Source organism: Chryseobacterium sp. Mn2064, assembly GCF_049319685.1.
GTDB lineage: Bacteria > Bacteroidota > Bacteroidia > Flavobacteriales > Weeksellaceae > Chryseobacterium.
Genome location: NZ_JBMOUE010000002.1, coordinates 286,343 through 312,106 on the forward strand (window position 1 = coordinate 286,343; position 25,764 = coordinate 312,106).

General features: G+C 31.8%; 17 protein-coding genes and 1 pseudogene. 9 read left to right on the forward strand and 9 right to left on the reverse strand.

Annotated elements, in window-relative coordinates; all coding sequences use genetic code 11:
- Positions 1-134: 134 nt before the first annotated feature.
- Positions 135-1,412: a DUF3945 domain-containing protein gene (locus ACL9RH_RS08375; protein WP_422692909.1), complete on the reverse strand. Its 1,278-nt coding sequence runs from the start codon at positions 1,410-1,412 to the stop codon at positions 135-137.
- A gap of 210 nt (positions 1,413-1,622) precedes the next feature.
- Between ACL9RH_RS08375 and ACL9RH_RS08380 the strand changes: the two genes are divergently transcribed.
- The 4 genes from ACL9RH_RS08380 to ACL9RH_RS08395 are packed head-to-tail and all read left to right on the forward strand — an operon-like array spanning position 1,623 to position 6,049.
- Positions 1,623-2,693, forward strand: coding sequence for a hypothetical protein (locus ACL9RH_RS08380; RefSeq protein WP_422692910.1), 1,071 nt, complete (start codon positions 1,623-1,625; stop codon positions 2,691-2,693).
- The gene (locus tag ACL9RH_RS08385) at positions 2,683-4,476 is read left to right on the forward strand and encodes a hypothetical protein (RefSeq protein ID WP_422692911.1); all 1,794 of its coding nucleotides are present in this window, start codon (positions 2,683-2,685) and stop codon (positions 4,474-4,476) included. Before ACL9RH_RS08380 ends, ACL9RH_RS08385 begins: the two co-directional genes overlap by 11 nt.
- A gap of 37 nt (positions 4,477-4,513) precedes the next feature.
- Entirely contained in the window at positions 4,514-5,209 is a 696-nt protein-coding gene (locus ACL9RH_RS08390; protein WP_422692912.1) for a leucine-rich repeat domain-containing protein, read from the forward strand.
- Positions 5,210-5,245: 36 nt separating this feature from the next.
- A complete protein-coding gene (locus ACL9RH_RS08395) occupies positions 5,246-6,049 on the forward strand; it encodes a GIY-YIG nuclease family protein (RefSeq protein ID WP_422692913.1) in 804 nt (267 codons plus the stop codon).
- A gap of 4 nt (positions 6,050-6,053) precedes the next feature.
- On the opposite strand, the gene ACL9RH_RS08400 is transcribed toward ACL9RH_RS08395, so the two are convergent.
- The 4 genes from ACL9RH_RS08400 to ACL9RH_RS08415 form a co-directional block, all read right to left on the reverse strand.
- Positions 6,054-6,893 (reverse strand): hypothetical protein, encoded by an 840-nt coding sequence (locus tag ACL9RH_RS08400; protein ID WP_422692914.1) that lies wholly within the window; start codon positions 6,891-6,893, stop codon positions 6,054-6,056.
- A 50-nt stretch (positions 6,894-6,943) separates the two neighbouring features.
- The gene (locus ACL9RH_RS08405; RefSeq protein ID WP_262511404.1) at positions 6,944-7,078 is read right to left on the reverse strand and encodes a hypothetical protein; all 135 of its coding nucleotides are present in this window, start codon (positions 7,076-7,078) and stop codon (positions 6,944-6,946) included.
- 83 nt (positions 7,079-7,161) lie between these two features.
- Positions 7,162-13,872, reverse strand: a complete 6,711-nt coding sequence (locus tag ACL9RH_RS08410; protein WP_422692915.1) for an AAA domain-containing protein — start codon at positions 13,870-13,872, stop codon at positions 7,162-7,164.
- 346 nt (positions 13,873-14,218) lie between these two features.
- On the reverse strand, positions 14,219-15,478 hold the full coding sequence (locus tag ACL9RH_RS08415; protein ID WP_422692916.1) for an exodeoxyribonuclease VII large subunit: 1,260 nt from the start codon (positions 15,476-15,478) through the stop codon (positions 14,219-14,221).
- Positions 15,479-15,678: 200 nt separating this feature from the next.
- On the opposite strand from ACL9RH_RS08415, the gene ACL9RH_RS08420 reads away from it, so the two are divergent.
- Both ACL9RH_RS08420 and ACL9RH_RS08425 read left to right on the forward strand, forming a co-directional pair.
- On the forward strand, positions 15,679-16,482 hold the full coding sequence (locus ACL9RH_RS08420) for a hypothetical protein (RefSeq protein WP_422692917.1): 804 nt from the start codon (positions 15,679-15,681) through the stop codon (positions 16,480-16,482).
- Positions 16,483-16,581, forward strand: a pseudogene (locus ACL9RH_RS08425). It abuts the gene before it with no gap.
- A gap of 39 nt (positions 16,582-16,620) precedes the next feature.
- On the opposite strand, the gene ACL9RH_RS08430 reads toward ACL9RH_RS08425, so the two are convergent.
- The 4 genes from ACL9RH_RS08430 to dinB all read right to left on the reverse strand — a co-directional run bounded on the left by ACL9RH_RS08430 (position 16,621) and on the right by dinB (position 22,719).
- Positions 16,621-17,781 carry a hypothetical protein gene (locus ACL9RH_RS08430; RefSeq protein ID WP_422692918.1) on the reverse strand — a complete coding sequence of 387 codons (1,161 nt, stop codon included), beginning with the start codon at positions 17,779-17,781 and terminating at the stop codon, positions 16,621-16,623.
- 15 nt (positions 17,782-17,796) lie between these two features.
- The gene (locus ACL9RH_RS08435) at positions 17,797-18,399 is read right to left on the reverse strand and encodes a hypothetical protein (RefSeq protein ID WP_422692919.1); all 603 of its coding nucleotides are present in this window, start codon (positions 18,397-18,399) and stop codon (positions 17,797-17,799) included.
- Positions 18,400-18,489: 90 nt separating this feature from the next.
- The gene (locus ACL9RH_RS08440; RefSeq protein ID WP_422692920.1) at positions 18,490-21,564 is read right to left on the reverse strand and encodes a DNA polymerase III subunit alpha; all 3,075 of its coding nucleotides are present in this window, start codon (positions 21,562-21,564) and stop codon (positions 18,490-18,492) included.
- 12 nt (positions 21,565-21,576) lie between these two features.
- The gene (dinB, locus tag ACL9RH_RS08445) at positions 21,577-22,719 is read right to left on the reverse strand and encodes a DNA polymerase IV (protein ID WP_422692921.1); all 1,143 of its coding nucleotides are present in this window, start codon (positions 22,717-22,719) and stop codon (positions 21,577-21,579) included.
- Between the two features lie 61 nt (positions 22,720-22,780).
- Between dinB and ACL9RH_RS08450 the strand changes: the two genes are divergently transcribed.
- From ACL9RH_RS08450 to ACL9RH_RS08460, 3 genes are all read left to right on the forward strand, one after another.
- Entirely contained in the window at positions 22,781-23,563 is a 783-nt protein-coding gene (locus tag ACL9RH_RS08450) for an XRE family transcriptional regulator (protein WP_422692922.1), read from the forward strand.
- Positions 23,564-23,658: 95 nt separating this feature from the next.
- Complete coding sequence (locus ACL9RH_RS08455; protein ID WP_422692923.1) at positions 23,659-24,273, forward strand: alpha-ketoglutarate-dependent dioxygenase AlkB family protein; 615 nt, start codon at positions 23,659-23,661, stop codon at positions 24,271-24,273.
- Positions 24,274-24,371: 98 nt separating this feature from the next.
- A complete protein-coding gene (locus tag ACL9RH_RS08460; RefSeq protein ID WP_422692924.1) occupies positions 24,372-25,760 on the forward strand; it encodes a DUF3945 domain-containing protein in 1,389 nt (462 codons plus the stop codon).
- Positions 25,761-25,764 lie beyond the last annotated feature (4 nt).

The window sequence follows — 25,764 nt, forward strand, 5'->3', positions numbered from 1 at the left end:
TTACTTAAAATCCAAAAAAGTTGATTCATGAATTTTGCTAAAATCATCTGTAAATCATAGTTTTTTTAACCTTAAGTTTTACAGTAACTAACTGATTATTATTATAGAAGAGCAAAAGTATAAGAACCTCTTTTTTATAAATTAAAACCTCGACGTACACTAGATTTTTTGATTTTTAAACTTTCCCTCCACACATTCTTAAAAGAAAACTCAAACTTCCCCACCTTTTTATCAAATCTCAAATACCCCTGATATTTTTTACCTTTCCGATCCACGAGCCCATCAATATATGCCACCTCCCCTTTATTTAATTTCTCTACCTGCCACGATCTCAATTTTTTCCCTCTGAAAGTAGCCGGAACATCTGTTTTAGAACTAAGATTTGAATCTAAATTCAAATTACTAGTATTACGAGGAAATAAAAACTCAACATACCGTTTATCTGTATTAAACTGAACCGTTGCATTAAAAAGTGTTCCTCTCCTGGAAAGCATATTTTCTATATACAATGGCTTTCCCTCTTTTAGCGTCTTCTTCTGTAATTCATCCAGTGTCACCCCTTTTATCACCAAAGGAATTCTTACCAAATCAACTCTAAGCGGCACTAAGTCATTGGTCAGCTTATCTCTGCTGACCAAAGAAGAAATTACTTCTCCAGTTATAGGATGTATCAACTCCACCACCCGTCCCATATTCCCAATTTCCAGTAATTTTTTTTGATTCCCTTGGCTGGACTGATGCCCAAAGAAAGGTTTTGTGAAATCACATTTCTTCCTGATAGGATGAACCCGAGTTTCAAGCTTTCCCACCTCATTAACCTTTAGAGGCAAGCGCGCATCCAGTATACTGACAGCTGTTCCAAGATCAATTTTCACCGGGATAAGCATTGATGTTTTATATCCCTTAAGCAAAGATTCCAACGCTCCCATACTTTCCAGCTTTTCTCTAGTCAATCCAATCTGAGACATCATTTTCCAATCCACTTGTTCGACATCATATTGATAACGGTCTTTTTGAGTTCTAGCAATATATTCTTTCTGCGCCTCCACTTTATCTATAGAAACGGAGTATTCATTCAGTTTTTCTCTTTCATGATCAGAAGCAGTATCAATATAATGCTGTAAATCTTTTACAGTCTGCTCGGCTTCAAATTCAGTTACTTTAAAAAATGCAAACTCATCCGGAGTTTTTAGCTGATGGTAGAATGTACTGTATATCTCGAGAAAACGTTCATCTCCCCGATCAAAATGCAACCCATTTTTATAAGACTCCCTGGAGACATCAACTATTAGCTCTCCATTAAAATCAACTCCTTGCACTATTCCAATGGTATTTGTTTGGTGGTGAAGAGCAAGTAGTGTATCCTGAATTTTAATTTTTTCAGTAGATCCCTTACCATTATTTGTTTTCATAACACTATATCATTAGAAACTCAAACTAGAAACTTCTTTAATAGCAATTGATTAAGTGATTTAAAGATGTATAGTTTGGCACCAGACTTCATACTCGAATGAAATAATGTTTGTTTTAAATTGAATAAATATCTATTTTTATGAAATTCTCAATTGACTTGTATATTATTCATGTATCAAAGCCAATGAGTTGAAAAAACTAATCCCCGAATGAGTCTAAAACAATCAGTTAAAAAGGAAATTAAATCCAAATTTCCAAAAGTCTATAATCATAAAAACAATACAATTTTAGATATCCTCAGTTGGATATTCAGCAGAGGGTTTTGGGCTGTCTTTTTTATTTACTTAGCTTTAATTTCCATAATTGTTCTGTATACAATATTTATAGATTGGGACTTTTTAAAATTTTTTACAATTAATTTTGACGATACTGTTAAGACTTTTACGACTGGTATAATTACATTAGTTTCGATGAACTTATTTGTAACCAATCTTTTATTAACACATTTAAAAGATGAAAGAGACGAGATTCAGTCTATCATTGATAAGAAAGTAAATTTTAAATTCATTACCTATTTAGGTTTTACCCTTATCATTTGTGTCTTAAGTTTATATTTCGTAAGCCCAAGCATCAGAAATCAAAGTGTGAAAAGCAATATTTTAATCTTCATATTTACTTCATTTGCTACCTATATTTTATTACTGGTTTATTTGTATAATACTGTTTTCAAGTTTATACATAAAACAAAAAGGACAAAAATCGTTAAGTTAGAATTACATCTTGAATTTTATAAATCTTTTTACAATCATTATTTAAAAAAAAGATTTAAGGAAGAATACAAACATTTAATGGAGAATGAATTAAAGTTTATATCATATCCTGTCTGGCAGGAAATTGAAGGAGTTAAACATTATGTAAAAAAGAACAAAAAAAATGTTTATTTAAGTGATATTAATATTTCCGCTATTAAAAACTTATCTGAAAAGATGGGAGATACGAAAAAATATTATCATGAACTACAGTTGGGAAAACTATATGAAAAAACCAATGATATTAAATTATTTGCATTACAACCAAATCCTAATATTATCTACAAAAACATCTATTCATTTTCCTCAAAAAATAATTTACAATCTGACTATTCCCAAGAATATTTACAAAAGTTATTGAAAAAAGTAAATGACAATACATTAAGTAATAAGTTTAATGAGCTTGATGATAACCTACAGAACTTAGATGATATTTACACTGAATTTATTGAATTAGAAAATGAATTATAACTTAAACAAGTATTACGATACAGTCTCTTTTAATTATATAAACGAGATTTTTTCCACAATTTTTCAGGATATTATCAATGCATCTGAAAAAGACCATCCACAATCCTTTGAAAAATTGTTAAATTTTTTATTATACACGTTGCAAAGCAAATCTTTTAATAAATCATTAAATGCATTTTCTAAGTCGGTAAGCTTAAGTGTTAGTATATTCCCTTATTTATCACCAAAGTATAAAACTTCGTTGATCGAAAGAATGTTTGAGTCTTTGCTATCAAAAATCAGCTTCATTAATGATTATGGGAATATTGATGTAAAGTATTTAGAACTTTCTTATTTACCATTAATCAATATTTTAAAATTAATTCTTCAGGATGATGATCATGAATTATTTAATATTGCTACATCTAAATTTGAACAAACCCTTTTTAAAATAGAAAATAAGGAAGACCGAGAGAATTTCTTTTTTTACTTTAACACCACTTTATTGAGTTGGATATATTTTTTAAAACATAAAAACTCAATCACTTTCGATAATTATGACATTAGCTATTTTGAAAGAAATTTAGAAGACAGAACATATGAGTATGGTTTCAACTTTTTAAACCATTTTTTCGACCTTTTTGATAAAATTGAAAACAGCAATTTGTGGGCTGTTAAAGAATGGGAAATTAAAGAAACTCCAGTGAATCAATTTTATAGTGCTTTAACTCCAAATACATGGTTAACATATGGTCTTACAATAATACTTTTCAAATTTGAGCATATTATTAATGTAAACGATGACCTAAGCGAAATTATAATAAGACAAAAATTTAACTTCATTGGAGATGATATCAAAGATATTTTAGACGATATAACACTTCAAAAAGATGAATATAAAAATCTGATTTCTAATTCGGTAGGTAATCAAAATACAGAAACTACACTTAATTTTAAAAAAGAAAAAATTCTCAATGTATTCTCTTTTCTGAAAAAAGAAGTTGAAATAGATTATTATAAAAAGATAAAAGAAATTCCACTCTCTAAAGAAAAAATTGATGAGTTTCGAAATAATGTTGGTAAATTATGGGAAGAAAATACGGTAATTCTTTCTATACTTAAAAGCCTTGGAAATTTAGAATTCTTACCTAACGATGATGAGGTGAAAGGCTATGGTTTCTTTCAAAAACTTTTAAAAATGAAATTTGCTTTCATTGAGGGAGAATACTACCAAGGCATCATTGGATTAAATGACTTTGGTGGTCATCTTGCGAGGAGTATTGACAGTTCATTCTTTGAACTTTTGCAAGATGATAAAATTATAATTTCAGGTGATCCTAAAGGAACCGTATTAAATTTCATTGAAGAAGCACCTGACAAAAGCAATGTTGTAATATTTGCAAACTGGAGCAATGCTGATAAACTTCAGGATTTAACTTATGAACACAATACTACACGTCCCCTTTTCAGCAAAAAATTTAATGGAATTCCTGTCATACACCAGTTTTCGAAATTTAAAAATCATATTTTGGTTGTAGATTTTTCTTCAATTAAAGGCCAGATATACACAAGCAAAAATCCGAATTGGTATAAGAATCAGTTAATTGTTGAAATAACTGAATCGCAAAAAGGAGACATTACCGACAACAAGATTAAAGAATGGAGTGAAAAAGACGGATATCACTATAATGAAGATGAAATCGATATATTGGAAAGTAACAATGTAAATGCGAAGATTATCCTGAAGTACGAATTTATAATTTCTGACGACGCACGGTACATTATTATCGATCCACAGTCATAAATATGTTATTAAAGACTCTATTATTACCTTTTATAAAATGAACAGAATTATAATATCCCTTGCAGTCATTCTATCCATCAATATTGCTGTACAAGAAATTTCCATTAAAGACAACAACCTCAAAACGGCTCTGTTACAGCAGTTCGATCAAAACCATAACGGAAAATTAGAAGTTTCAGAAATAAACACCGTAACCGAACTGAAACTGGATGAAAAGAATATTTCCGATTTAAGCGGCCTTGAACACTTTCAGAATTTGAAAGAACTTAATCTGCGCAAGAATAATATTTCAGATTTTTCTCCTGTAAACAAGCTTACAAAGCTTGAAAATCTTTATATAGGTGATAACAATAAAATTGGAGTTCTAAATTTAAAAGGTTTGGTTAATTTGAAAGGTATTTATGCTTTCAGATTGGGATTAACCAAAATTCAGTTAAACTCTAAAAATATAAAATACATTTATTTACAGGATAATTTTTTTACTGATTTCGACACCAGAAAATTTCCAGTCCTCCACACGCTTAATCTTGACGGATGTAAACTACTGGTCAACCTTGATCTATCAAAAAATAAAGATTTGGTGCAATTGTATCTACTCGGTACATCAATAAAAGAGCTGAATATTACGAATAATAAAACCCTAAAAACATTCTATATCGAACATTCAGTAAAACTGATTAAAGGTGCTGATCAGGAAGCAACGAAACGTGCACCTATTATTACCGTTAAATAAACACAGTCACAATAAGACAGCATATAAGTAAAGAAAATGATTACCATACAAGAACTGCTTTATAATAGAGGGTTAGAAAAGAATGTAAAAGTTAAACTAGTAAGGCACAAAGACGGAAGACAGAATTTATATGATCTTTATAAGAATCACCGGTCAGAATTCCTTGCTTATCAGAGTTCACAATCTAAAGATGTTTTTAAAGATGTCGATTATATCGTTTCGTTTATAGGTGAAGAGGGTATTTTCGCTCGATTTATAGGTGTATATCAAATTACAGACAGAAAAAAGTTTGCTGAAGACTGCTTCCATTATGAAATGATAGAAGTACTTGAGCAATATGACGATCTTAGAGAGAGAGTTATTATCAAGTGGAGCAATGCTATTTCCTGGCATCAATGGATAAAAAATGAAATGGAAGTCATAGAGATCAAACCCGGACTTCATTATAAGCAGTTTACAGATTATTTCGATTTTATTCTAAGTTTTAGCGAACTGAAAGAAATAGTAACCAATCAATACAGTGACTGGAAAAAGGTACTTTCCATAACAAAGGGTGTATATCTTATTAATGATACCCAAACAGGCAAGCTTTATGTAGGATCAGCATACGGTGAAAATGGAATCTGGGGTCGCTGGTCAGCTTACGTTTTAACGAATGGTCATGGAAATAATAAGATGTTAAAAGAGCTTCTTGATTTTGACCCTTCACATGGTAACCATTTTCAATTCTCAATTTTAATGCTACTTCCGAAAACGATAACTGCCGACGAAGCCATCAAAAAAGAACGTCTTTTCAAAAATAAACTTGGAACTAATTCATTTGGTCTAAACAACAATTAATCAACTATTTTATTTTCAACACTTCAATCAGCTCCAATGCCCAGGCACTAGGAAATTTATTCAGAAGTGTGTAATACGGATATTTTCCCGAAAGAAACTTTCTGGCTTGGGTATAATGCGTAGAACTTGGTCTATCGTCAAGATCAAACCCTAATTCAATTACCTCACTTTTCTTATAGGTTTTTCCCTTTATTGCTATAGAGATGTAAAAATCCATTTTATCATCCGGAATCATAAAATCATCATCCTTACTTCTCGTATCCTTTTCTACAATAAAAAAATCATTGTACATTCTAAGATATTCAGATAAATTAATCTTTTTTCGCTTAACAAAAGGGTTAGATTGATACATGATTTCAAACCATTTAGATAAGGTATCATTGTCTACCTCCCATTCTTTAGCGATGTCAGCCTGACTAAATTGAATTTTCTTGTCAAAAAACTTTATTATATCTTCTTTTGAGTAAATAAGAGTTTTTTTCCTAATTGAAATTAATGTCAGGATATGCACATACTGTAAAATAAAAAATCCAAAAATTAAATACAGAACCTTTTCACTGCTGGAAATAAACCGCGTGATATCATCTAGTTTTTCTATACCTGAAGACAAGTTATTGAAATTAAATTCGCTTATATTAATGTTGTTATCTTCTGGCATATTTTCATTACAATAGTGTTTATACCTCAAAATAAAATCATTAAAATTATCTGGTAAATCATCTTTATACTCACTAAATCGATCTTCGATAAATTTTGGATAAACCATTGAAGAATACTTTTGATAAGCAGAAGATTCTAAAGAGTATTTTTTTTGATTTAAATAACTTAGCAATATATCTATCATTTTATAAGACTTTAGAAAGGGCACCATTACAGGCACCCTTTAATTAATATTTACTTTCCTTTTTTAGCCAATACACTTTGAGCTTTTGCTGCAAAGCTTCCTTTAGGAGTTACTCCTCCATTCGATAGAACTGTTGCTTTTTGAATTCTCGCTACAGCGGCTGCAGTAATTTGTTTTTTTGACATTTTTTTTGTTTTAAAATTCTTTCACAAAGGTAATTACTGTAAAAATCAACTAGAAAACTTTCCCCGATAGAAGTACTTTATTGCTATATTTCAGAAGGAACCTGATTTGAATTAACTTGTATATCAATTGCAGTACTACTACGCTTCACGTAATATCGCCAGCTAAAATCAGTATAAATATTAACATTTTCATGCCCTCCGACTAATGTTTTTTTATCGATAAACTTATTGTCTCCAAATAAGAGATTTTCTATTTCAGATGCCTGAATGACAGTATAATTTTGCTCATTTTTTCTATTAGCAATATTGAAAATACTGTTGATATGAGTATTGTTTCGAATATCTTCAAAAGGATGGATCACTACAAGATAGTTTTGTGCTCTGCTGATTGCTACGTTGTAAATATAATCTTTACTTAAAAGTGATCTGGGATCACCAGAGTATCTGTGTCCATTCGGAGTCACTAAGTAAAAAATGATATCACATTGATCGCCTTGGAATCCATGGACAGTATCCGCAGTTATTTTAATCTTACCTTTGAAACCAAAGTCGCCTATCAATTTACTTATAAGTATTGCTTGAGCTTTATACGGAGATATAATACCAATTGTCCACAGTTCATCCCCGATATGTTGTTCTATAAATTTTAAAATTTCAGCAACCAAAATTGTTGTATAAATGTGATAAGAACTAAAGATTAATTTATTATGTGCGTATAATGGATCTTCAGATTTAAGAGGAACTGAAACAAAATTTACTGCACGAGTGAATATATTTCCAATCTTTTGGTTGAATGATCGTAAGTCAGAAGATTTCCTATTTGATACTACCTTGCTGTTATATGAAAATTCACTAAACACATCACCTATTTCAGGTACACTCCTATATTGAATAGGTAGGTTTAAAATTGTATCAATATCTCTTTTAGTTAAATTTTGTTCGTCAGAATGAAAAGAATCAAGTTCAAACATCGAATAGATATTTTCAGTTTTTACATTGATAAGCTCTAAATCAGCGTCGCTTAATTCAGGAATTGGTGGAATCTGTTTTGGATCTCCAGCGATAATAATTTTAGTATTTTTATTTTTCTGCATTGCACACATACAAGCAAATGTAATGTAGGGCAATGTAATCATAGATGCTTCATCGATAATCAGATAATCCCAGAAATCTGTTAAATTTTTTAATTTATCATCGTGATTATATCCCCAATTATAGTATGGGTATCGGTGGATAGTAGAAATAAAAACATTAGATTCCAGTAATTCAGCATAAGCTAAGTCGTTTTTATAATAATGTTCAGGAAATTCATCAGAAGTAGGTCCCGATATTCTATAAAAAGCAGTTATACTATTATCAAAAATTCTTTTAGCAATAACATCACAAGCTTTGTTTGTAGGTGTTAAAACTAATATTTTTACATTTGAATTATTATTGATTTCGGTACTGATTAATTTTTGTATTTCTGTTGTTTTTCCCGTTCCTGGAGGTCCGTAAATATATTGGATTCCGGGAAATGTTGATTTATAATTATCCCAAGGAGCCAATTCTTTAAATGCATTTTTAAGCCTCTCCAATAAATCAACGTTTGGAATATAAAGTAACTCCAACAAAAAGATATTTTTTAATTCATCGTCAGTAAATAATCTTGGAGTTTTTATAATGAGATCCTGATTCTTTTTAGAAATGAACTGTAGTTCTATTTTTTCTCTTTTATTTGTATTGAATATGATGTTAATAGTATCATGTTTAGCCTCATCAATATTTTCCGGAATATATGCACTCGCAGCTGATAACCTATAAAAACCACGTTCATCCATCCGTTCTATTTTTCTAAATCTTATGGTTTTAGATTCATTAGCATCGGAGTTCTCCTCAAAAGTTTTTAGATAGTCCAGATACTCTATAAACCATTGCTTGGAATATTTTAGATCTGATTCATCCAATTCCGATATGCGCGCTGCAATATCAACCCGTACATTATCTTTTTCTTGTTTTTTTATTTGTGCTTCAAACATATCACGAAGTTCTTCCATCGCAGTATTTTTGAGAGCTTCAGTTATTTGCGTGTTAAAAGTATTGTGTCTTTCCTCTAACTTATTTAAACTTAACGAGAGATTAAAATTTTCAAATCTTTGATCAGTAAGACATTCTTTTGCCAAAAAATGAATAGTGAGATCCTTTGTAAAATATAAATTTAATGTATTTCCAGCTGGTATAATATAATAGTTTTGCTGCTTAACCAAATGACCTAATTGGCAAACAATTTCGTCCACAGCTATTCGAACCTCATAAATAAGTTGGTCAGCTTCAAAAAGTTTCAGATTATGTACTTCTTTTTTCCATTCATTATAGTAATAGGTCTTAAGTTCTGATGCATTACTATAATCCAATCTAACTTGATACTCTAAAAATGGGCGATTTGGAAATAGATAAAGATCTCCATAAATAATATTCTTATTCTCAAATAGCTGGTTCCAATCTTTTATAAAAATTTCATTCTTTCCTACAAGTTTGAGAACTTCATCATGTAGTCTAAAACTTCTGTCTACTTCTTTAAATATGATAGCTTCATGAGATTTGTAACATGGGAGAAATCTTAAGCGTTCTCCAAGATTAAAACGTTGCATTAAATTTTCCAATAGTGAAACAGCATTGCCGTTAGTAGTTAGAATCTCAATTTTATTATGAAAAAGATAATGTACCAAACTAATAAAGTCATTTTCTGTTATCTCTGTATTAGAAAAATTATCAAGTTGCCCAAAGCATACTTTTAGTAACATTGATAAATTATCGTCTTCAAAAATAAAGTTTAGTTTCTTTAAAAAAACCTTTTTATTATTATCCTGACCTAACCACTTAATAATTCTATTTGAAAGGTCTGTTAAGTTATCACTATTTTCAAATAAGAAAAAATCTTCTTCTTTAAAATTTAAATAGTTTTTAATTTTCACATCATCAATAAACCTTTCATTTAAAGGTGTATTTTGATAAGCTTGATATAGATATTTAATTTTTTCTAAACTTTCAGTGTCAGCTTTCAAATCATCATATGCAGATGTGTTATTCAGCTTAAAATCTTGGTTAAAATTATAATCATTTTTTTTAAATTCAATCACCAATTTCTCATATAAATTTGGAGCATCATTGTATATATCGGATAGAATCAGAGTTGATTTTATAATATTTCTGTTTGTATCAGAATCAAGATATAGATTATGTTGAATTTTTATCTCTTCAGATAAACTGTTTAATACTGTAAATTTTTTTATTTCTTCATTGCTAAATAAATCAGAAGATATAATAAAAAATAATTGATATATATTGACCAATACTGTATTATCAGACATATTGTGTAAGAAATCTTCCTTTAAATCACTTGTGTTGACGGTAGTTTGTATTTTAAAGACTCTATTGAAAAATGATTTTATAAAAAGGTTTTCATCAATAAATTTATCGATAAAATCTTTGATAATTATTTGATTTTGATGATCTGCTGTCGGTGTTAAAAAGCGATAGGGAATATCAACATTATTGATTTTCACATTTTCCAGAAAGAAAGGTTGTTCGGATACTTTGATTTGAATATCTCCATTTACTAAAATAATTTTGTTTTGTAATACATCAAATTCTACCAGGCCATTCATATGGTAAATCAATCGTAACCAATCTATGTTTGATTTCAGTGGATCACTAATGTCAAGAAAAATTTTATCTAGTTTCTCAAAATAATTTTGCTGACTGATTTCATCCTGTGATAATACCAGTTTTAATATAGCGGAAGTATTTTTATCAGTATTGCTCTCAGTAAAAAATGTGATAATTGAATTAAAGAGTATTTTTTCTTTATAAAATACCATTCCTGCATAGTCTTTAAATTCTTCCGGTAAGGCCTCATATTTTGTATGCAGATTTACATCAATTATGTTTTTTACAGCTTGATTCGGAGTATAATACTGACTTTGCGACAAATTTGATGATATATCGAACTTATTCCCATTTTTAAAAATCGTATTTTCCTGAAAAAATTGAATTCCTGTTACTTTACAGAATTCAAGAATATCCAGTACTTCTTCAATACTCATGCTTGTTAACTGCAATCTTAAATTCCCTATCTTATTTTTGTATACAAAAGGTTCATTTTCAGATGTAAATTCCAAGAACCGTAAATCAGGAAGATAGGTCTGAAAGAATTTATAGCCAACTTGCTGAAAATTTAAATGCTTTTCTGCTGAAACACTCCGGTCATTGTGAAAGCAAACTTTATCTGATTTTATAATGTTATTTTCATAGATGATTAGGTTTAATCCACTTATGTAATTATTTTCCTTTTCAGTCCATTTACTATTTTTATAACTGAACTCAATTTCCCCTATTAGTGATCGAATATTTTGTGTGCTATTTTGACAAATGTAATTAAGCACGTCTTGCCATAGTGGATAAAAAATATTTTCATAAGTAGACGTTTCATCAAATTTTACATAACGCAAAACTGCCGGAGGTTCTCCTAAACCAGTTAGTTGATTTGCGTCAATGGAAAAATGTCTCAAGAATCCTTTATCATAGTAGATTAAGTTTTTAATATTCTCATATTTACCTAAATAATTCTTATATAATTTTACGTATGACAGAACATCTTTTTCTGATTTTCTATGAAAGCCTTCAAAGGCAAGTAGTAATGTATTTTTATCACTATTAGAAAGTTGATCAAGCTGTTCATCCAATACTTTACCAGAAAATATATCGGCAATTGCAACATAATCTTTTAGCTGACTTTTATTTGAGAAATTGTTTCTTAGCGCATCAACAACATATTCTATATTATCTACTGTTATATGAAAACCTAACTTTATTAATATAGATTCAGCCCCATTAAACTCCTTAAACTGATAAAAATATCCTTGATTTTCTTTTTCTTGAAATTCATTAATCGATAAAACCTCCTTATTACTAAATCGTAAAAATTTGATTTTAAAAAGAGTTTCTTTGATGGTATTTCTTTCATTCTGGGAAATACTGACAAGCAACAGTAGTTCATGAATGAATATTTTTATCCTTTCTTCTGAGTTATCAAGCCACCCATTGATTTTACTATCAATGTCTTTCTGAATAAGTAAATGATATAAATTGAAATGTTTTATATTAATATTTTCCTGTATCGAATTTTCTAAATCTGTATAGTCGTTAAAGTAAAACCATCTGTATGGTGCTTCTGAAGAACTCAGGTATACATCTACTTTAGTTTTTTTAAGTCGTACGATTTCTTTTTCTGTAACTACTTCGTATCCCTGCTCATTATCGCTCATTACGGGAATATTGGCAGAAACATATTTTAAAATAGGTAAAATCAACGGTTGGTTGATCCACAATTTATCATTATCAATAGTCTTCTTTGTCGATAAAAGAAGCGGATAAATCTTAATAAATTTTTTAGAATCCTTACGCAGATTCTCTAATAATTTTTCGGAAAAAACTTTCAGTAAGCGAATATTGATATCATCAGAATGTAGAGAAGTTCTTGCTGACTTCTTATAAAATGCATTGGTATGTAGAATGAATTTTAAACCATGCTTCTCTTCTGTTAAAGGAAAGTATAGATAAAAATTCGGAACGTTTTCAAAAATATCCAATGCTTTCTTATAATCTGTGTATCCAAATAAAAATTGGATATCTGTATCTTGATCAGCAATTCGTTGTTCCGTAGTTGTTAAATCATTCTTTTTTCCAAATCTTATGTAATTATATTCTTCCGAGTTTTTTGATATGTTGATTGACTCAAATTCTAAAGGTACGTTTTCGATATCTGTACCATTAATATGTACTTTTTTCAATCCCTGAACTTCAAGGTTTGAAACTTTACTGAGAATTGACATGGAAAATTTAATTCCATCCAGAATATAATCTCCTCCTAAAGTCTTTGCTTTATCAGTTCCAAGTTTAAGGAAGAACATTGATCCGCTTTGATAGTCTTTAAAGGGAATTACTTCTTTGTAATTCGCCAACCACTGTTGAAGTTTACGAACATCTTTATTTGTGAAGATATCATCTCTTTCTCTATAGTAAGCATCTCTGATAATTTCATTAGGTTGAGTAGGAAAGTTGGAGATTAAAATTTTTAAAAGCCACGGCTCCTCAGATAACGTGGTAATTTTTTTTGCATCATTTTCTCTTACCAGAACAAAATTCTGCTTTACAGGTTCAACTACTGGATTCTCATTATATAATAATTTTTCTAGATCATTATTTTTCCAACTAAACAATATCGGACCATAATTGTTTTCAACTAATTCTTCCAGACCATTTTCTTTTCCAACAAGCCTATGTGCTAATTTAAAACCAATTCCAAATTTTCCGATCGTATGTTCTTCTTCTAGCTTTTGTGATACTCCAACATTCAAAATTGATTCCATTGCAGAAAAGTCAAACTGCTTTCCATTATTTAGAACCATAAGATATTCTGAAGGTTTTCCATTATCGTCAATTTCTTCTGTATCTTGTGTCCAAACCATTAAAAAATGGGAGCTATCAGCATCTACAGCATTTTGCAGAAACTCATACACAGCTTGGGCATCCTGTGCCATATCCAGAAAACCTTTTAAAAAGCCTTTAATTCCGTCAGTATGGCCTTTACTTTTTTGTCCATGATAGACATCAAAAAATCCAAATGTTGTATGATCTTTTGTTTTATCGTAATAATGTGTTCCTACAAAATGTACATCTCTATTGCTATCTGATGATTCTCTGATTTTCTCCTTAAAAAACTCACGAAAGTGTCTAAGATCCTTAATTTTCATATATGTGTAAATGAATTTTTGTATTAGTTTTTATATCGGTAATTTACAAAAATCAATAAAATAACAATATAAATCAATCCGCAAAAACACCTAATTTATTAAGTTCTTTTTTTTACATTATTGATTAAGTAAAATCATTATTTTTAAACAATGGAAAAAAGAGATCTACTCATCATAAAATATCTATCAGAAGGCTATAAGGTCACAGAAATCAGCGAACAACTAAGCACCCACCACTCCATCATAATCAGTGAAAGTTTAATCGAAAAAAGATTAAGTGCTCTCCGGAAACAGTACCAGGCAAAAACACTTTTTCACTTAGGCGTTTTACTCACCAAGGAAAAAATTATTTAAAAAGAATAGCCAAAACAAAACCAACAATTAACGAAATAATCACAGCAATAATAATCTTGGAATAATCCCCTTTGCTTTGCTGAACTTCTGTAGTCAGTCTGGAATTTTCTTTATGTAAAGATTCCATTCCTGCTTTCAAAGATGCGGTCTTCTCATTAATAACAGATTGCAAATTCTTTTCGTACAGTGCAGATATTTCTTTTTTATAATTATCCATCTCCAGCTGTCTTTGTTTTTGCTGTTCAGTGAAGTTTTTCTGTGTATCAAGAAGTTGCTTAGAAGAAAGCTCTTGTAGTTTTTGAAATTCTTCCGTTTTTTTAGCAAGCTGCTCGGACAATGTTTTCACTTGCTCAGTAAATTGTTTGCTGACATCTTTTTTAACCTCATCAATAAGCAACACTCTCGAATTGGACTTTTCATGTAATAGCTTCTCTACAATAGCGTGTAGACCAGCTCCATAATCATGAGGTAAATGAAAACGCTTATCTGCAAGCTTATCCAAAAGGGTCTCATCCACTGTATGTCCAATAGCCGTTACTGACACTGCCGGTAAATTAATAAAGAGTTTTGATAATGTAATATCATTAAAGGTCTCCATGCTTTGGCGATCCCCTCCTCCTCTGACTAACGCAATAATATCATACTCAGATTTAGAGACTTCCTTCAGTTTTTCTGCAATGGATGTCGAAGAAGTAATGCTGCAGGTATATTCAGAAACCTGAATATATTTCTGCGAAACATCCAATCCTTCAGCAAAGTCTCTCTGAACAATCGCATTATTCCCATAAATATTCGCAATTCTGATAGGTTCTTCTTTTAGGATTTTATTTCTGATTACCGTTTCCAGATCCGTTGATCCTTTTTCCAGTTTTTCCTGTATAAGTTCATACCGTTGTAACTCTTCTTCCGAGATTGCTTTCTCTTCTTGTTGTATGATTTCATCTATTACAAACCTTAACTCAACAGAAGAGTTTTTTATACTTTTTTCAATATACCCACGTAAAGTATACACCTCATTATTAACAATCTTTGTTCTTAATAATGCTGAAATTCTAACTCCTATTGAAATATTATCCGATTCCGAAAATAAATTATCGTAATAATAATTACCATAGGCCTTACCTCCACCATATGCATATCTACCTTTAAGGTAAATAAGATTTATTGTTGCGTTAATCTTTAAAGCATTGCTAAATAATCCCAAAACAGAGGATGGCGAATAGATTTGAAATGTTGTTTCCTCAGACTGCATAATAATGGTGATACTGAAATTTATTTTACAAAGTTATTATATAAAGTAAAAAAAGCATAAAAAGAAAAGTTATGAATTAATAAAAGAATATGTACCTACAATTATAAATAATGAAATCCAACAAACAGTAATAGTCAGATAATTTATTATATTTGAATGTTTAGACAAAATCAAAAATTATTATCCAAGAAAGAATTACAATGCAATTTAAATATAAGGCTTATAAAAATCTATTAGCGGAGTTAGGCAGAATGGATTATGTTGTGGAATTATCCGAAATTGCAATTAAAGATTTTCTAAAAAATTTAAAAAATGCTGAAAGTCCCGAACAATTTTTAGAAGAGAAATGTAAGGAGCATAATATTTGGGTTTCGTTAGACTCAAGTAACACCAGCTACAACCAATCTATTTTAGGTTATATATCTGGAGTATATCACTTATTCGAAGCATTTCTTTATGAGATGAAAGAGGAATATAAGTTACTTACAGGTGGTGAATCGATCAACTTCAATACCGACACCACAAAGCTAAATCAGATTATAAACTATTTTAAATCCAAAGGTAGATTTAATAATGTAGACTATATAGAATCTTATTTAATAGATATTTTTGAGTATTATCACTGGTTAAGAATTTATTTTTCACACAAAAAGACGGTTTCAATAAACGAAATTAAAAATAAATGGGAACAAGCAAATGTACATTCTAATGAAGAACTTTATGCAAAATACCGTATCAACAATAGTCCGAAAGAACTTAATGAAGTAGATTTTGAAGATTATTTTTTATTCACTCAGATTTGCAAAGATTTAGCATTAAGGATAAGTTCACTCTGTTATCCTGATCCTGATAAATTTGCAAGCTCTTTAAAAAGATTCAAAAAATATGAAAATGAATCCGAAATAATTAAACGACTTGAAATATATCTTCTAAATGAATATGCATTCGTAAAGGAAGATGATTATGATAAGTCATTTTTAAATTCTATCTTTACTCATCTTTAAAGGTATTAGGTCTGTTGGTTAAGACGCTTAAAGCCATTTTTGGAAATATAATTTCAAAAATGATTTTAAGAGACGCAGGTTCGATTCCTGCAATACCTACAATTTTTTAATATAATCTACGATTAGCACCTAAATTCCTCATTTGTAAGGATTTTTAGTTTTCTTATTAATTGATTCTCTAAACGGATAATTTTCTTTGAGTTTTTTGTCCATTACGGGATCGAAAGTCCACGTTTCATCAAGAAAATACCATCCTGTGTCTATCTTCTCTAAATTGTCTGGATTCCTGTAAATTACCACTCCTAAAGCTTTTTGAGATCTGCAATCTTGTTTTATTGCATATGTATAATTTTTTAATGCAGTAATTGCATGTTGAAAATTTATAGAGTGTATAGGAATAAATACAAAAGCACAATCTGTTCTCTCTGAATACATTTTATAAGGGGTTATAAATTCATATTTTTCACATTTCTCCATAGCAACAGAAATTCGTTTTTTGAATTCAATCAATTCAGATCTGTGTAATTTTGCGATAGCTTTAATAATGGGATAATAATGGGTATCAACCGATGAGGTTGAACTAATAATAGCTTGTTTAAAGTTTTCAATTAATCCTGATATATCAAAATCCTCTTGTTTTTTATGTTTCTGTACATTATCAATATACTCTGCATTAAAATGATCTACATTAAGTGTTTCAAAAAAATGACCTAATAAATATTGCTCAGGTAGGCGATGAATAGCGAGTTTATGAAATTCAAAAAAATCTTCCCTAAAATTTAAGTATTCAGATATTTCAGTAGGAGTAATTAGATATTTACAAATATAAAAATAGTCTTCTATATGAAAAAGATGAATATTTCCCGCGTCTGAACTTTCATAAAATTTTTGATACCGTAGAGTTTCTGGAAAATCAACATTCGCAGAATAAATAATAATCTTTTTTATATCCTTGACTTCATTAGCGGCTTTAACATTCATTTTATGACCTCTCTCATTTTCAATGATTATAGAATCATGGACATCAAAATAATGCAATGTATTTTTTATTTGTTTCACTGCTTTATTCATGACTTTATTTTTAAACCAATTTTCATAATTAGAAGAAGTCTGGTTCATTTCTTTAATCTGAAAAATAAAGCAGTATTCATCTAACCAAATCACATTATCAGCAAGTTCCTGTTCACAGTTATCTTTACTTTTAAAGTCGTTATTACCGAATGTAAATTCCTTAAAAAAGGCATTTTGATTAATTAAAGACAATTGACTTTCTGATTTTGTTTTTTCTGTTCCGCTCATTGTATCACATTATAATTATGCTAATAAATTTTCTAAGGTCTGATATGATATATAATTATTTTCCTTAACAACGTAAAAAATTTTAGATGGGTTATTGAATGTTCCTTCATATTGTCTTAATAATTCTCTGTTCTTTAAGAATTCATCAAATGGATTTTTAATCTGTATAAATACTGATATTTCGTAATCAAGTATATCAATATATTTATCTAGTTTTAATAAATCTTCTATCAAACTTTTAGGTTCTCTATTCAGAGCCTGTACTGTTTTTATTTCACAAGCTAAAACTTGTTGGTCAATATTATTTTGTTGTTCATGTAAAATAAGATCTGGATAAACAATACCTAAATTTTGCCTATAGATAGATCTGTCTTTTCTAATCTCACCATTAATGATTAAGTTATCATATTCATAATGATCAGCAACAATTCTCCATTGATGATAAAGTTCATAAGCAAATACTCGTTCAATCATCTGCTCTTTTGCACCATACGGCCAGAATAAATATTTAGGACCTACCCTGATAAGTGCCAGCAAAAAATCGTTAAAATGTATATTTTCACACCATTCTCTATTATTTTCAATAGTGGCTATTTGGTCATTAGTTATTGTGATCATAAAATTAAAGTATTTAATGGCATAATACCGTTGATAAAAATATTATTAGATTATTTTTGATAGTTACTAAAATACGAAAAAGGACTTGAGCTACCTCATCTTTTCCCTCGGCAACCCAATCTCATGTTCCTGTGGATAAGGTTTTCTAAAGGTCATACTAACGTCTTCCCTAAGATTTCTTTGTGTTTCCTGAGATTTTTCCCGATCCATTGAATATCTGGGATCGGGAATAAAAGGCATTTTTGCCATTTTATGAATGGTAATCGTAGGAAAATGAAAATCGACTTCCACAGTTCCCAGCAGCAGATAACATCCTCCTCCCTGAAAAGGATATTGTTTGAGAGAATCCGGAAAATGAGCGGTATCAAAATACTCGCCTTCTGCATCAATCCATGTTCCAAAAAACATTTCATCCCTTTTATTTCCTTCTCGTTTATTTTTGATAGGAACATGTTTTCTCGAAATCAGATAAGCCAGCATTTTCACCTGCTTCTTATGGTATTGTATGAGATTCTTAGCCATGACTGATCCACTGTATTTTGTTTGCAGAAGATCAAAAGGAGAAAAGGAAACCGGAAAACCCAGAATTTCTATTTCATCAAAAGCATCTTCAAACTTATTTCTTTCAATTTTAGGAAGGTGATAATTTTTTTGCGGCTCCTCCAGTAAGATAGGCTGCCGGTAAACCACTTTATTATTCCCTAATAAAAATCTTGCTTCAATAAGCAGCTCATGTTTTTGTTTTCCTGTAAACCGGAATGCACCGATAAAAATCAGGACCTGTAATGTTTCGATGCCTATAGGAATTCTCTTGACAAAATTCTCTAAGGATCGATATTCCCCATTTTTTTTTCTCTCTTCAGGAATCAACTGAGCCAGTCTTCCTTCCAGTTTTTCGATATGCATCAGTCCCAGATAGACATCAGTTCCATATACGCTGGTTTGCCATTCACTGAGATTAACACAGGGATTATTAATGGTAGCACCAGACATCCTAGCTTCATGCACATATACCTCCGTTCTGTAAAAGCCACCTCCATTATTGATGGCACACACCATGAACTCGATAGGATAATAGACTTTAAGGAATAAGCTTTGATAGCTTTCAACAGCATAAGATGCGGAATGTGCTTTACAAAAGGAATATCCGGCAAAAGATTCTATCTGGCGGTAGACCTCTTTAGACAGCTGTTCAGGATGTCCTTTTGCTCTGCAGGATTCAAAAAAATGATCTTTCACTTTCCGAAGCGCCGCCAGAGAACGCCCCTTACCACTCATTGCCCTGCGAAGAACATCACCATCGGAGGCAGTCAGTCCTCCGAAGTGTAAGGCAATTTTAATGACATCTTCCTGATATACCATAATGCCGTAGGTTTCACCCAGTTCCTGCTTAAAAACCTCATGAAAGTATTCAAACTGAGTGGGATTATTATGTCTGAAAATATACTCTTTCATCATTCCGCTTTGCGCTACACCTGGGCGAATAATCGATGAAGCTGCCACGAGCACTTTATAATTATCACATTTCAGTCTTCTCAGCAATCCCCGCATGGCGGGCGATTCGATATAAAAACATCCGATAGTTTTTCCGATACTAAGAAATTCATTACATTTTACTTCATCTTTAGAAAGTGTTGTATTTTCTATATCTATAGTAATTCCTCTTTTTTCTTCAATAAGTTGTACGGTATCATTAATAGTTCCCAAACCCCGTTGAGAGAGGATATCAAATTTTTCCAGTCCTATATCTTCAGCAGTATGCATATCGAATTGCACAATCGGAAATCCTTTAGGAGGCATCTCCAGTACAGAATAATTGGTAATGGGTTCTTCCGATATCAAGATTCCACATGAGTGCATACTTCTCTGGTTGGGAAATTTCTCTAACAATTTCCCATATTTATGAACCAGCCTGAATACTAAATTATCATCATGCTGATTCATGGATTTTGTCGCCAGGGCATCCAGTTCTTCTTTCGGAAGCCCAAATGCTTTTCCCACTTCACGAAAAATAGAACGGTATTTAAACTCAACATTGGTTCCGCAAAAAGCCACATGATCTTTGCCATACTTTTTAAAAATATATTCCAGAATAATATCCCTTCTCTGCCAGCTCCAGTCAATGTCAAAATCAGGGGGAGTCTTGCGGTTCAGATTCAGAAACCGTTCAAAATACAAGTCAAGTTCCAAAGGACAGATTGCGGTAATACCAATGCAATAACTAACAATTGAGTTGGCTCCACTTCCCCTTCCTACATGCATAAATCCCATTTTATTACTATATTGGACAATATCCCAACTAATCAGAAAATAGGCACAGAAATTCAACTGGTCAATGACTGCCAATTCCTTTTCCAGTCTTCGTTTAGCTTCTGTATGATTCATTGAGTACTTTTTTTCCAAACCTTCATAAGCTAATTTTCTCAGCAGCTGAATGTCATTTTCTTTTGAATCCGTATAATACTTCTTGTTTTTAGGGGTGGAAAAATCAAAATCAAAACTGCAGGAACCTATTACTGATTTAGTATTTTCGATAATCTGAGGATAATGAATGTATTTCTGCAACAGTTCTTTTTTATCTATAAAGATTTCTGTAGGCTTACAAATATCTGATTCATTTAACATTGATAACAATGTATTATTGTCAATTGCTCGCAATATCCTGTGCAGGCTATATTCCTGTTTTGTTTTAAATGTTACAGGATGAAGAATAACCATTTTGGGAATCAGCTTTTTCAGTTCAGGTTTTATCAGCAGATTGAGTTCGTCATATCGAATGCCTATATATTCATTATCATATAATTTTTCCGGCAGATTATGCAGAGGATAGATAATGATATTGTTAGGAAGATCAGGATTGTTCTTTGGAATCTTTACATAATCACAATTGTAATTGGTAAGAAGTTTATTGACTTCTCCAATCCCTTTAGGATTTTTGGCAAGGCAGATATAGTATAATTCATGATCCAACCTCACTTCCATTCCCACAATAGGCTTGATTCCTTTTTCCTTACAAAGTTTATAGAAATCATAGATTCCGGTAACGGTATTGATATCCGTTAATGCTAAACATCTTACATTATGATCAACAGCCTGCTGAACAAGATCCTGAATAGAAATTGTTCCATAGCGTAAACTGTGAAAAGAATGACAATTAAGAAACATAACCTAAAATTTTTAGCGTATTAAACCTGAAGCCCTGCATACACTGGTTGTACCAAACCTGTTTTTAATGTTGTCCATTGCCTGATACAGTGAGATCTGTTCCTCAGTATCTTCAAAAAGATTCATCTGGTGGCATCCATGTACCAAGTTGGTAAATTTTACACCCACCATTCTGATCCTGATCCTTCTGGTATAGAGTTTATTGAACAGTTCAAGTACATATTTGAGTAAGGTATGGTCAGCTGAAGTATGGGGAATTCTGCATTGCTTTGTTTCTGTATCAAAATTGGAATAGCGGATTTTTACCACCACTGTGGAAGTAAGCCACTTCTCTTCTCTCAACTGATAACACAGCTTTTCCACCATTCCTGAAAGAATACTTCTCACAGCAAACACATCAATGGTATCCTGTGAAAAGGTATCTTCCGTAGAAATGGATTTTCTTTCAGAATACTGCATGACGGGCGTTTCATCAATCCCATTGGCTTTTTTCCAGAGCACTGTTCCGTTTTTGCCAATCAATTGCTGCAATACGTCAGGCGGGGTATGGGAAAGCGTCTCAATGGTACGGACTCCTAATCTTGACAGTAGCTGGAATGTCTCGTTGCCTACCATTGGAATCTTCTTAATGGATAAAGGATTCAGAAAAGGCTGAACATCTTTTTCTTTAACCTCCAGTTTTCCAATAGGTTTAGATTCGCCGGTTCCTATTTTAGCCACGGTCTTATTGGTAGAGAGTGCAAAACTGATGGGAAGTCCCGTATTATCTGTTACTGCCTGTGCCACTTCCTGAGTCCATTTATAGCAGCCAAAAAACTTATCCATTCCTGAGAGATCAAGATAGAACTCATCAATACTTGCTTTTTCCATTACCGGAACTTTATCTCTGATTACTTCGGTGACAAGCTGAGACATATTAAGATACATATCCATATCACCTTTGATCACCATTGCTTCAGGGCATAAGCGTAAAGCCATCTTGATGGGCATAGCCGACCGTACGCCAAAGAATCGTGTTTCGTATGAGCAGGATGCCACCACTCCACGGTCACCACCTCCAATGATGATCGGTCTTCCCACCAATTCTGAATTCTTTTTCCGTTCGCAAGAGACAAAAAAAGTATCCAGATCCATATGTACTATCGAACGATTCATGCGACAAAATTAGATACTATTTGTCTCAAAATTTATATATTTGTTGGTATAAATTATACCAATGTCAATTTTTTCAGAAAACATCAGGTTTCTGAGAGATCAGAAAAAAATCTCTCAGGCAAAGATTTCAGCTGACCTTACCATTACCCGTGAGCGGTATGCAAAATATGAAGATGGTCGCTCTGAACCACCGATTGAAATCTTATTAAGGATTTCAAAATATCATAAGGTCAGTATTGATTTACTGGTCAGTATTGATATTCGTAAATATCCTTTGGATGATATTGTTAAACTTCCGGGTAATAAAATTATTCTCCCTGTTGTCGTAGATTCAAATGGCGATAATTTTATTGAGATTGTTCCTCAAAAAGCTTCTATGGGTTATCTGAACGGATACAGCGACCCTGAGTATATGGAAAGCCTTCAGAAGATGCAACTTCCGTTTCTGAAAAACGGCAAGTTCAGAGCTTTCCTTGCAGACGGAGATTCTATGCCTCCTTTTGCAGATCAGTCAATTATTATTGGGGAATATGTTGAAAGACCTGAAGATCTTAAAGCCAAAAAAGAATATATTTTTGTTACGACTGAAGGAATTACCTATAAAACTCTTGTTAAGCGGAATTCAAGAACAATCACCGTTGCTGCGGATAATATGTTTTATGAACCTTATGATATTCTTCTTAAAGATGTTGTTGAAATATGGCGGTATGTAAGAGGAATTTTACCCCAGGATTACAAACCACATTATCTGCCTGATGAGGAGAGTTTGAAAAATCTTGTAGATGATGCCAAACGCAGTATCAGCAATTTAGAAAGCAGGCTGCTTAGTATGAAAACGAAATAAAAAACTTCCCCGAAGGGAAGTAAAAACACAAATGATGAAAAAAATCCCGCATAAACGGGTTATTGTAAAAGTAAGTATTTTATTAAAAATTGACAATGAGCCAGCTCAGTTTATTTGATGCAGAAGAATTTTATGAATTTCCAAAAGATCTTTTGGAATACAGGGAGCATTTTTTGAGTACTGAAGAGGCAGATATACTTAAAACATTACTCTTAGAGAATACTCCATGGGAACAGCGTACCCAAAAGATGTATGACAAAATGGTTTTAACCCCGAGATTAACAGCATGGCACGGTGATGATAAGAAATCTTATCAAACAGCAGACAGCAACTCATCAAAAACCAATCCATGGTCTCCTGAACTACTTTCGTTAAAAGAAAGAATTGAAAATGAGTTCGGATACAGATTTAACGGTGTATTATTGAACCTTTACAGAGATAATAATGATTCGGTTGCATGGCATAGGGACAAAGAAAGCAGATATGGGAAGAGACCAGTCATTGCTTCAATCAGCCTGGGACAAACCCGAAATTTCGATTTCAGAAAGAAAGACCATCATCAGAGCAAATACAGTCTGCCGCTTCCCCATGGTTCTCTGCTTATTATGAAAGGTGATTTACAGGAAAACTGGGAGCATCGAATTGCTAAATCAGCCATTCCTATGAAAGAGCGCATCAATCTTACTTTCAGATTGATTAACAATATCTGATTCAACCTTTTATAGCCAAAGGCTTCCACTTCATTCCAACCTATTTTCTTAACGAGCTCAGTCTGCTAACTTCGATGTTAAATTAAATATTTAGCATCATGGAAGACATTCAAAACACTCAACCGGATCCTTCTTTAATCAACATTCTATTGGTTTTCAATCCCAAAACCAATCAGATTGAAGCTGTGAAAACAGTAGACGATAAAGGAGATCTGAAAACAGTACCTAACACCAAGAAGAATCAGAATCAATTTCTAAAGATTGATAAACAGGGTGATCTATTCTCCAACTTTTTCTCCAATTTTTTAAGTCAACTTAAAAATCCGACTCTGTTCAACTTTTTTAAATCGCCACTCAAAGAATCAGAGAAGATCGGAAAACAGATCCAGCATCACCTTACCCACCCCAGTACTGAGGGTGAAGAATTTCTGAAAACCTACAAAATATTAACCCCAAATACCAATACGATGAGTACAAACCCTTTATCAGAAAAAGAATATCAGTATTCTGCTGATCAAATCGACTGGAATATGATGTCAAAATTCGGCTTAACTCAAGAAAAATTAGAAAAAGCAAATGCATTAGATCCTATGTTAAAAGGATTTAAAACCAACGGGCTTGTTCCTGTTACCATTAATCTCGGAACAGCCCTTACCAGAATGGATGCCCGACTTTCACTGAATACCAACGATGCCGGAGATGTGGTCATCAATATTCATGGAATCAGAAAAGAACCCAATTTTAAGTTTAAGTTTTTAGGTCATGAATTTACTGCAGAAGACAAAAAAAATTTAATGGAAAACGGGAATATGGGCCGTGTTGTGGAACTTATTAATCCAAAGACTGATGAAATTATTCCTTCCGTTATCAGTAGAGACCGTCTCACGAATGAACTGGTTGCTTATAAAGTTGAAAACATCAAAATTCCCGATGAGATTAAAGGTATCCAATTAAATGAAGAGCAAAAGCAAACTTTAATAGAAGGCAAGGCATTATATCTGGAAGGCATGATTTCTACCAAAGGAGAGCCCTTTAATGCACATGTTCAGTTTAATGCGGATAAAAAATATGTGGAATTTCTGTTCGATCATAAAGAGCGTCAGCAACAATCTCATTCGGAAACTTCAAGAACATTCAGAGGCAAAGACTTAAGTAATGAACAGTATGAGAAATTTAAAGGTGGGCAAACCATCTATCTGGATGGACTGCTGGATAAAAAAGGCCAGCCCTATCAGGGGTATATTACCCTTAATCAAGCAACAGGAAAAGTGGATTTTTCGTTTCAAAATCCAAATAAAGCGGGAGAACAGGCAAAACCTACGGAAGGACACAAAACACAAACTGCAGTTAATTCAGAAGGTAGAACCAATGAAGCCACTAAGAATTTAAAAGAACCATTACAAAAAGGACAACAAACCGCTAAAGATAAAAGTCAGCAGGCAAAACAAGATAAACCTCAGACTCGTACAAGAAAACGTGGCGTCTGATGTA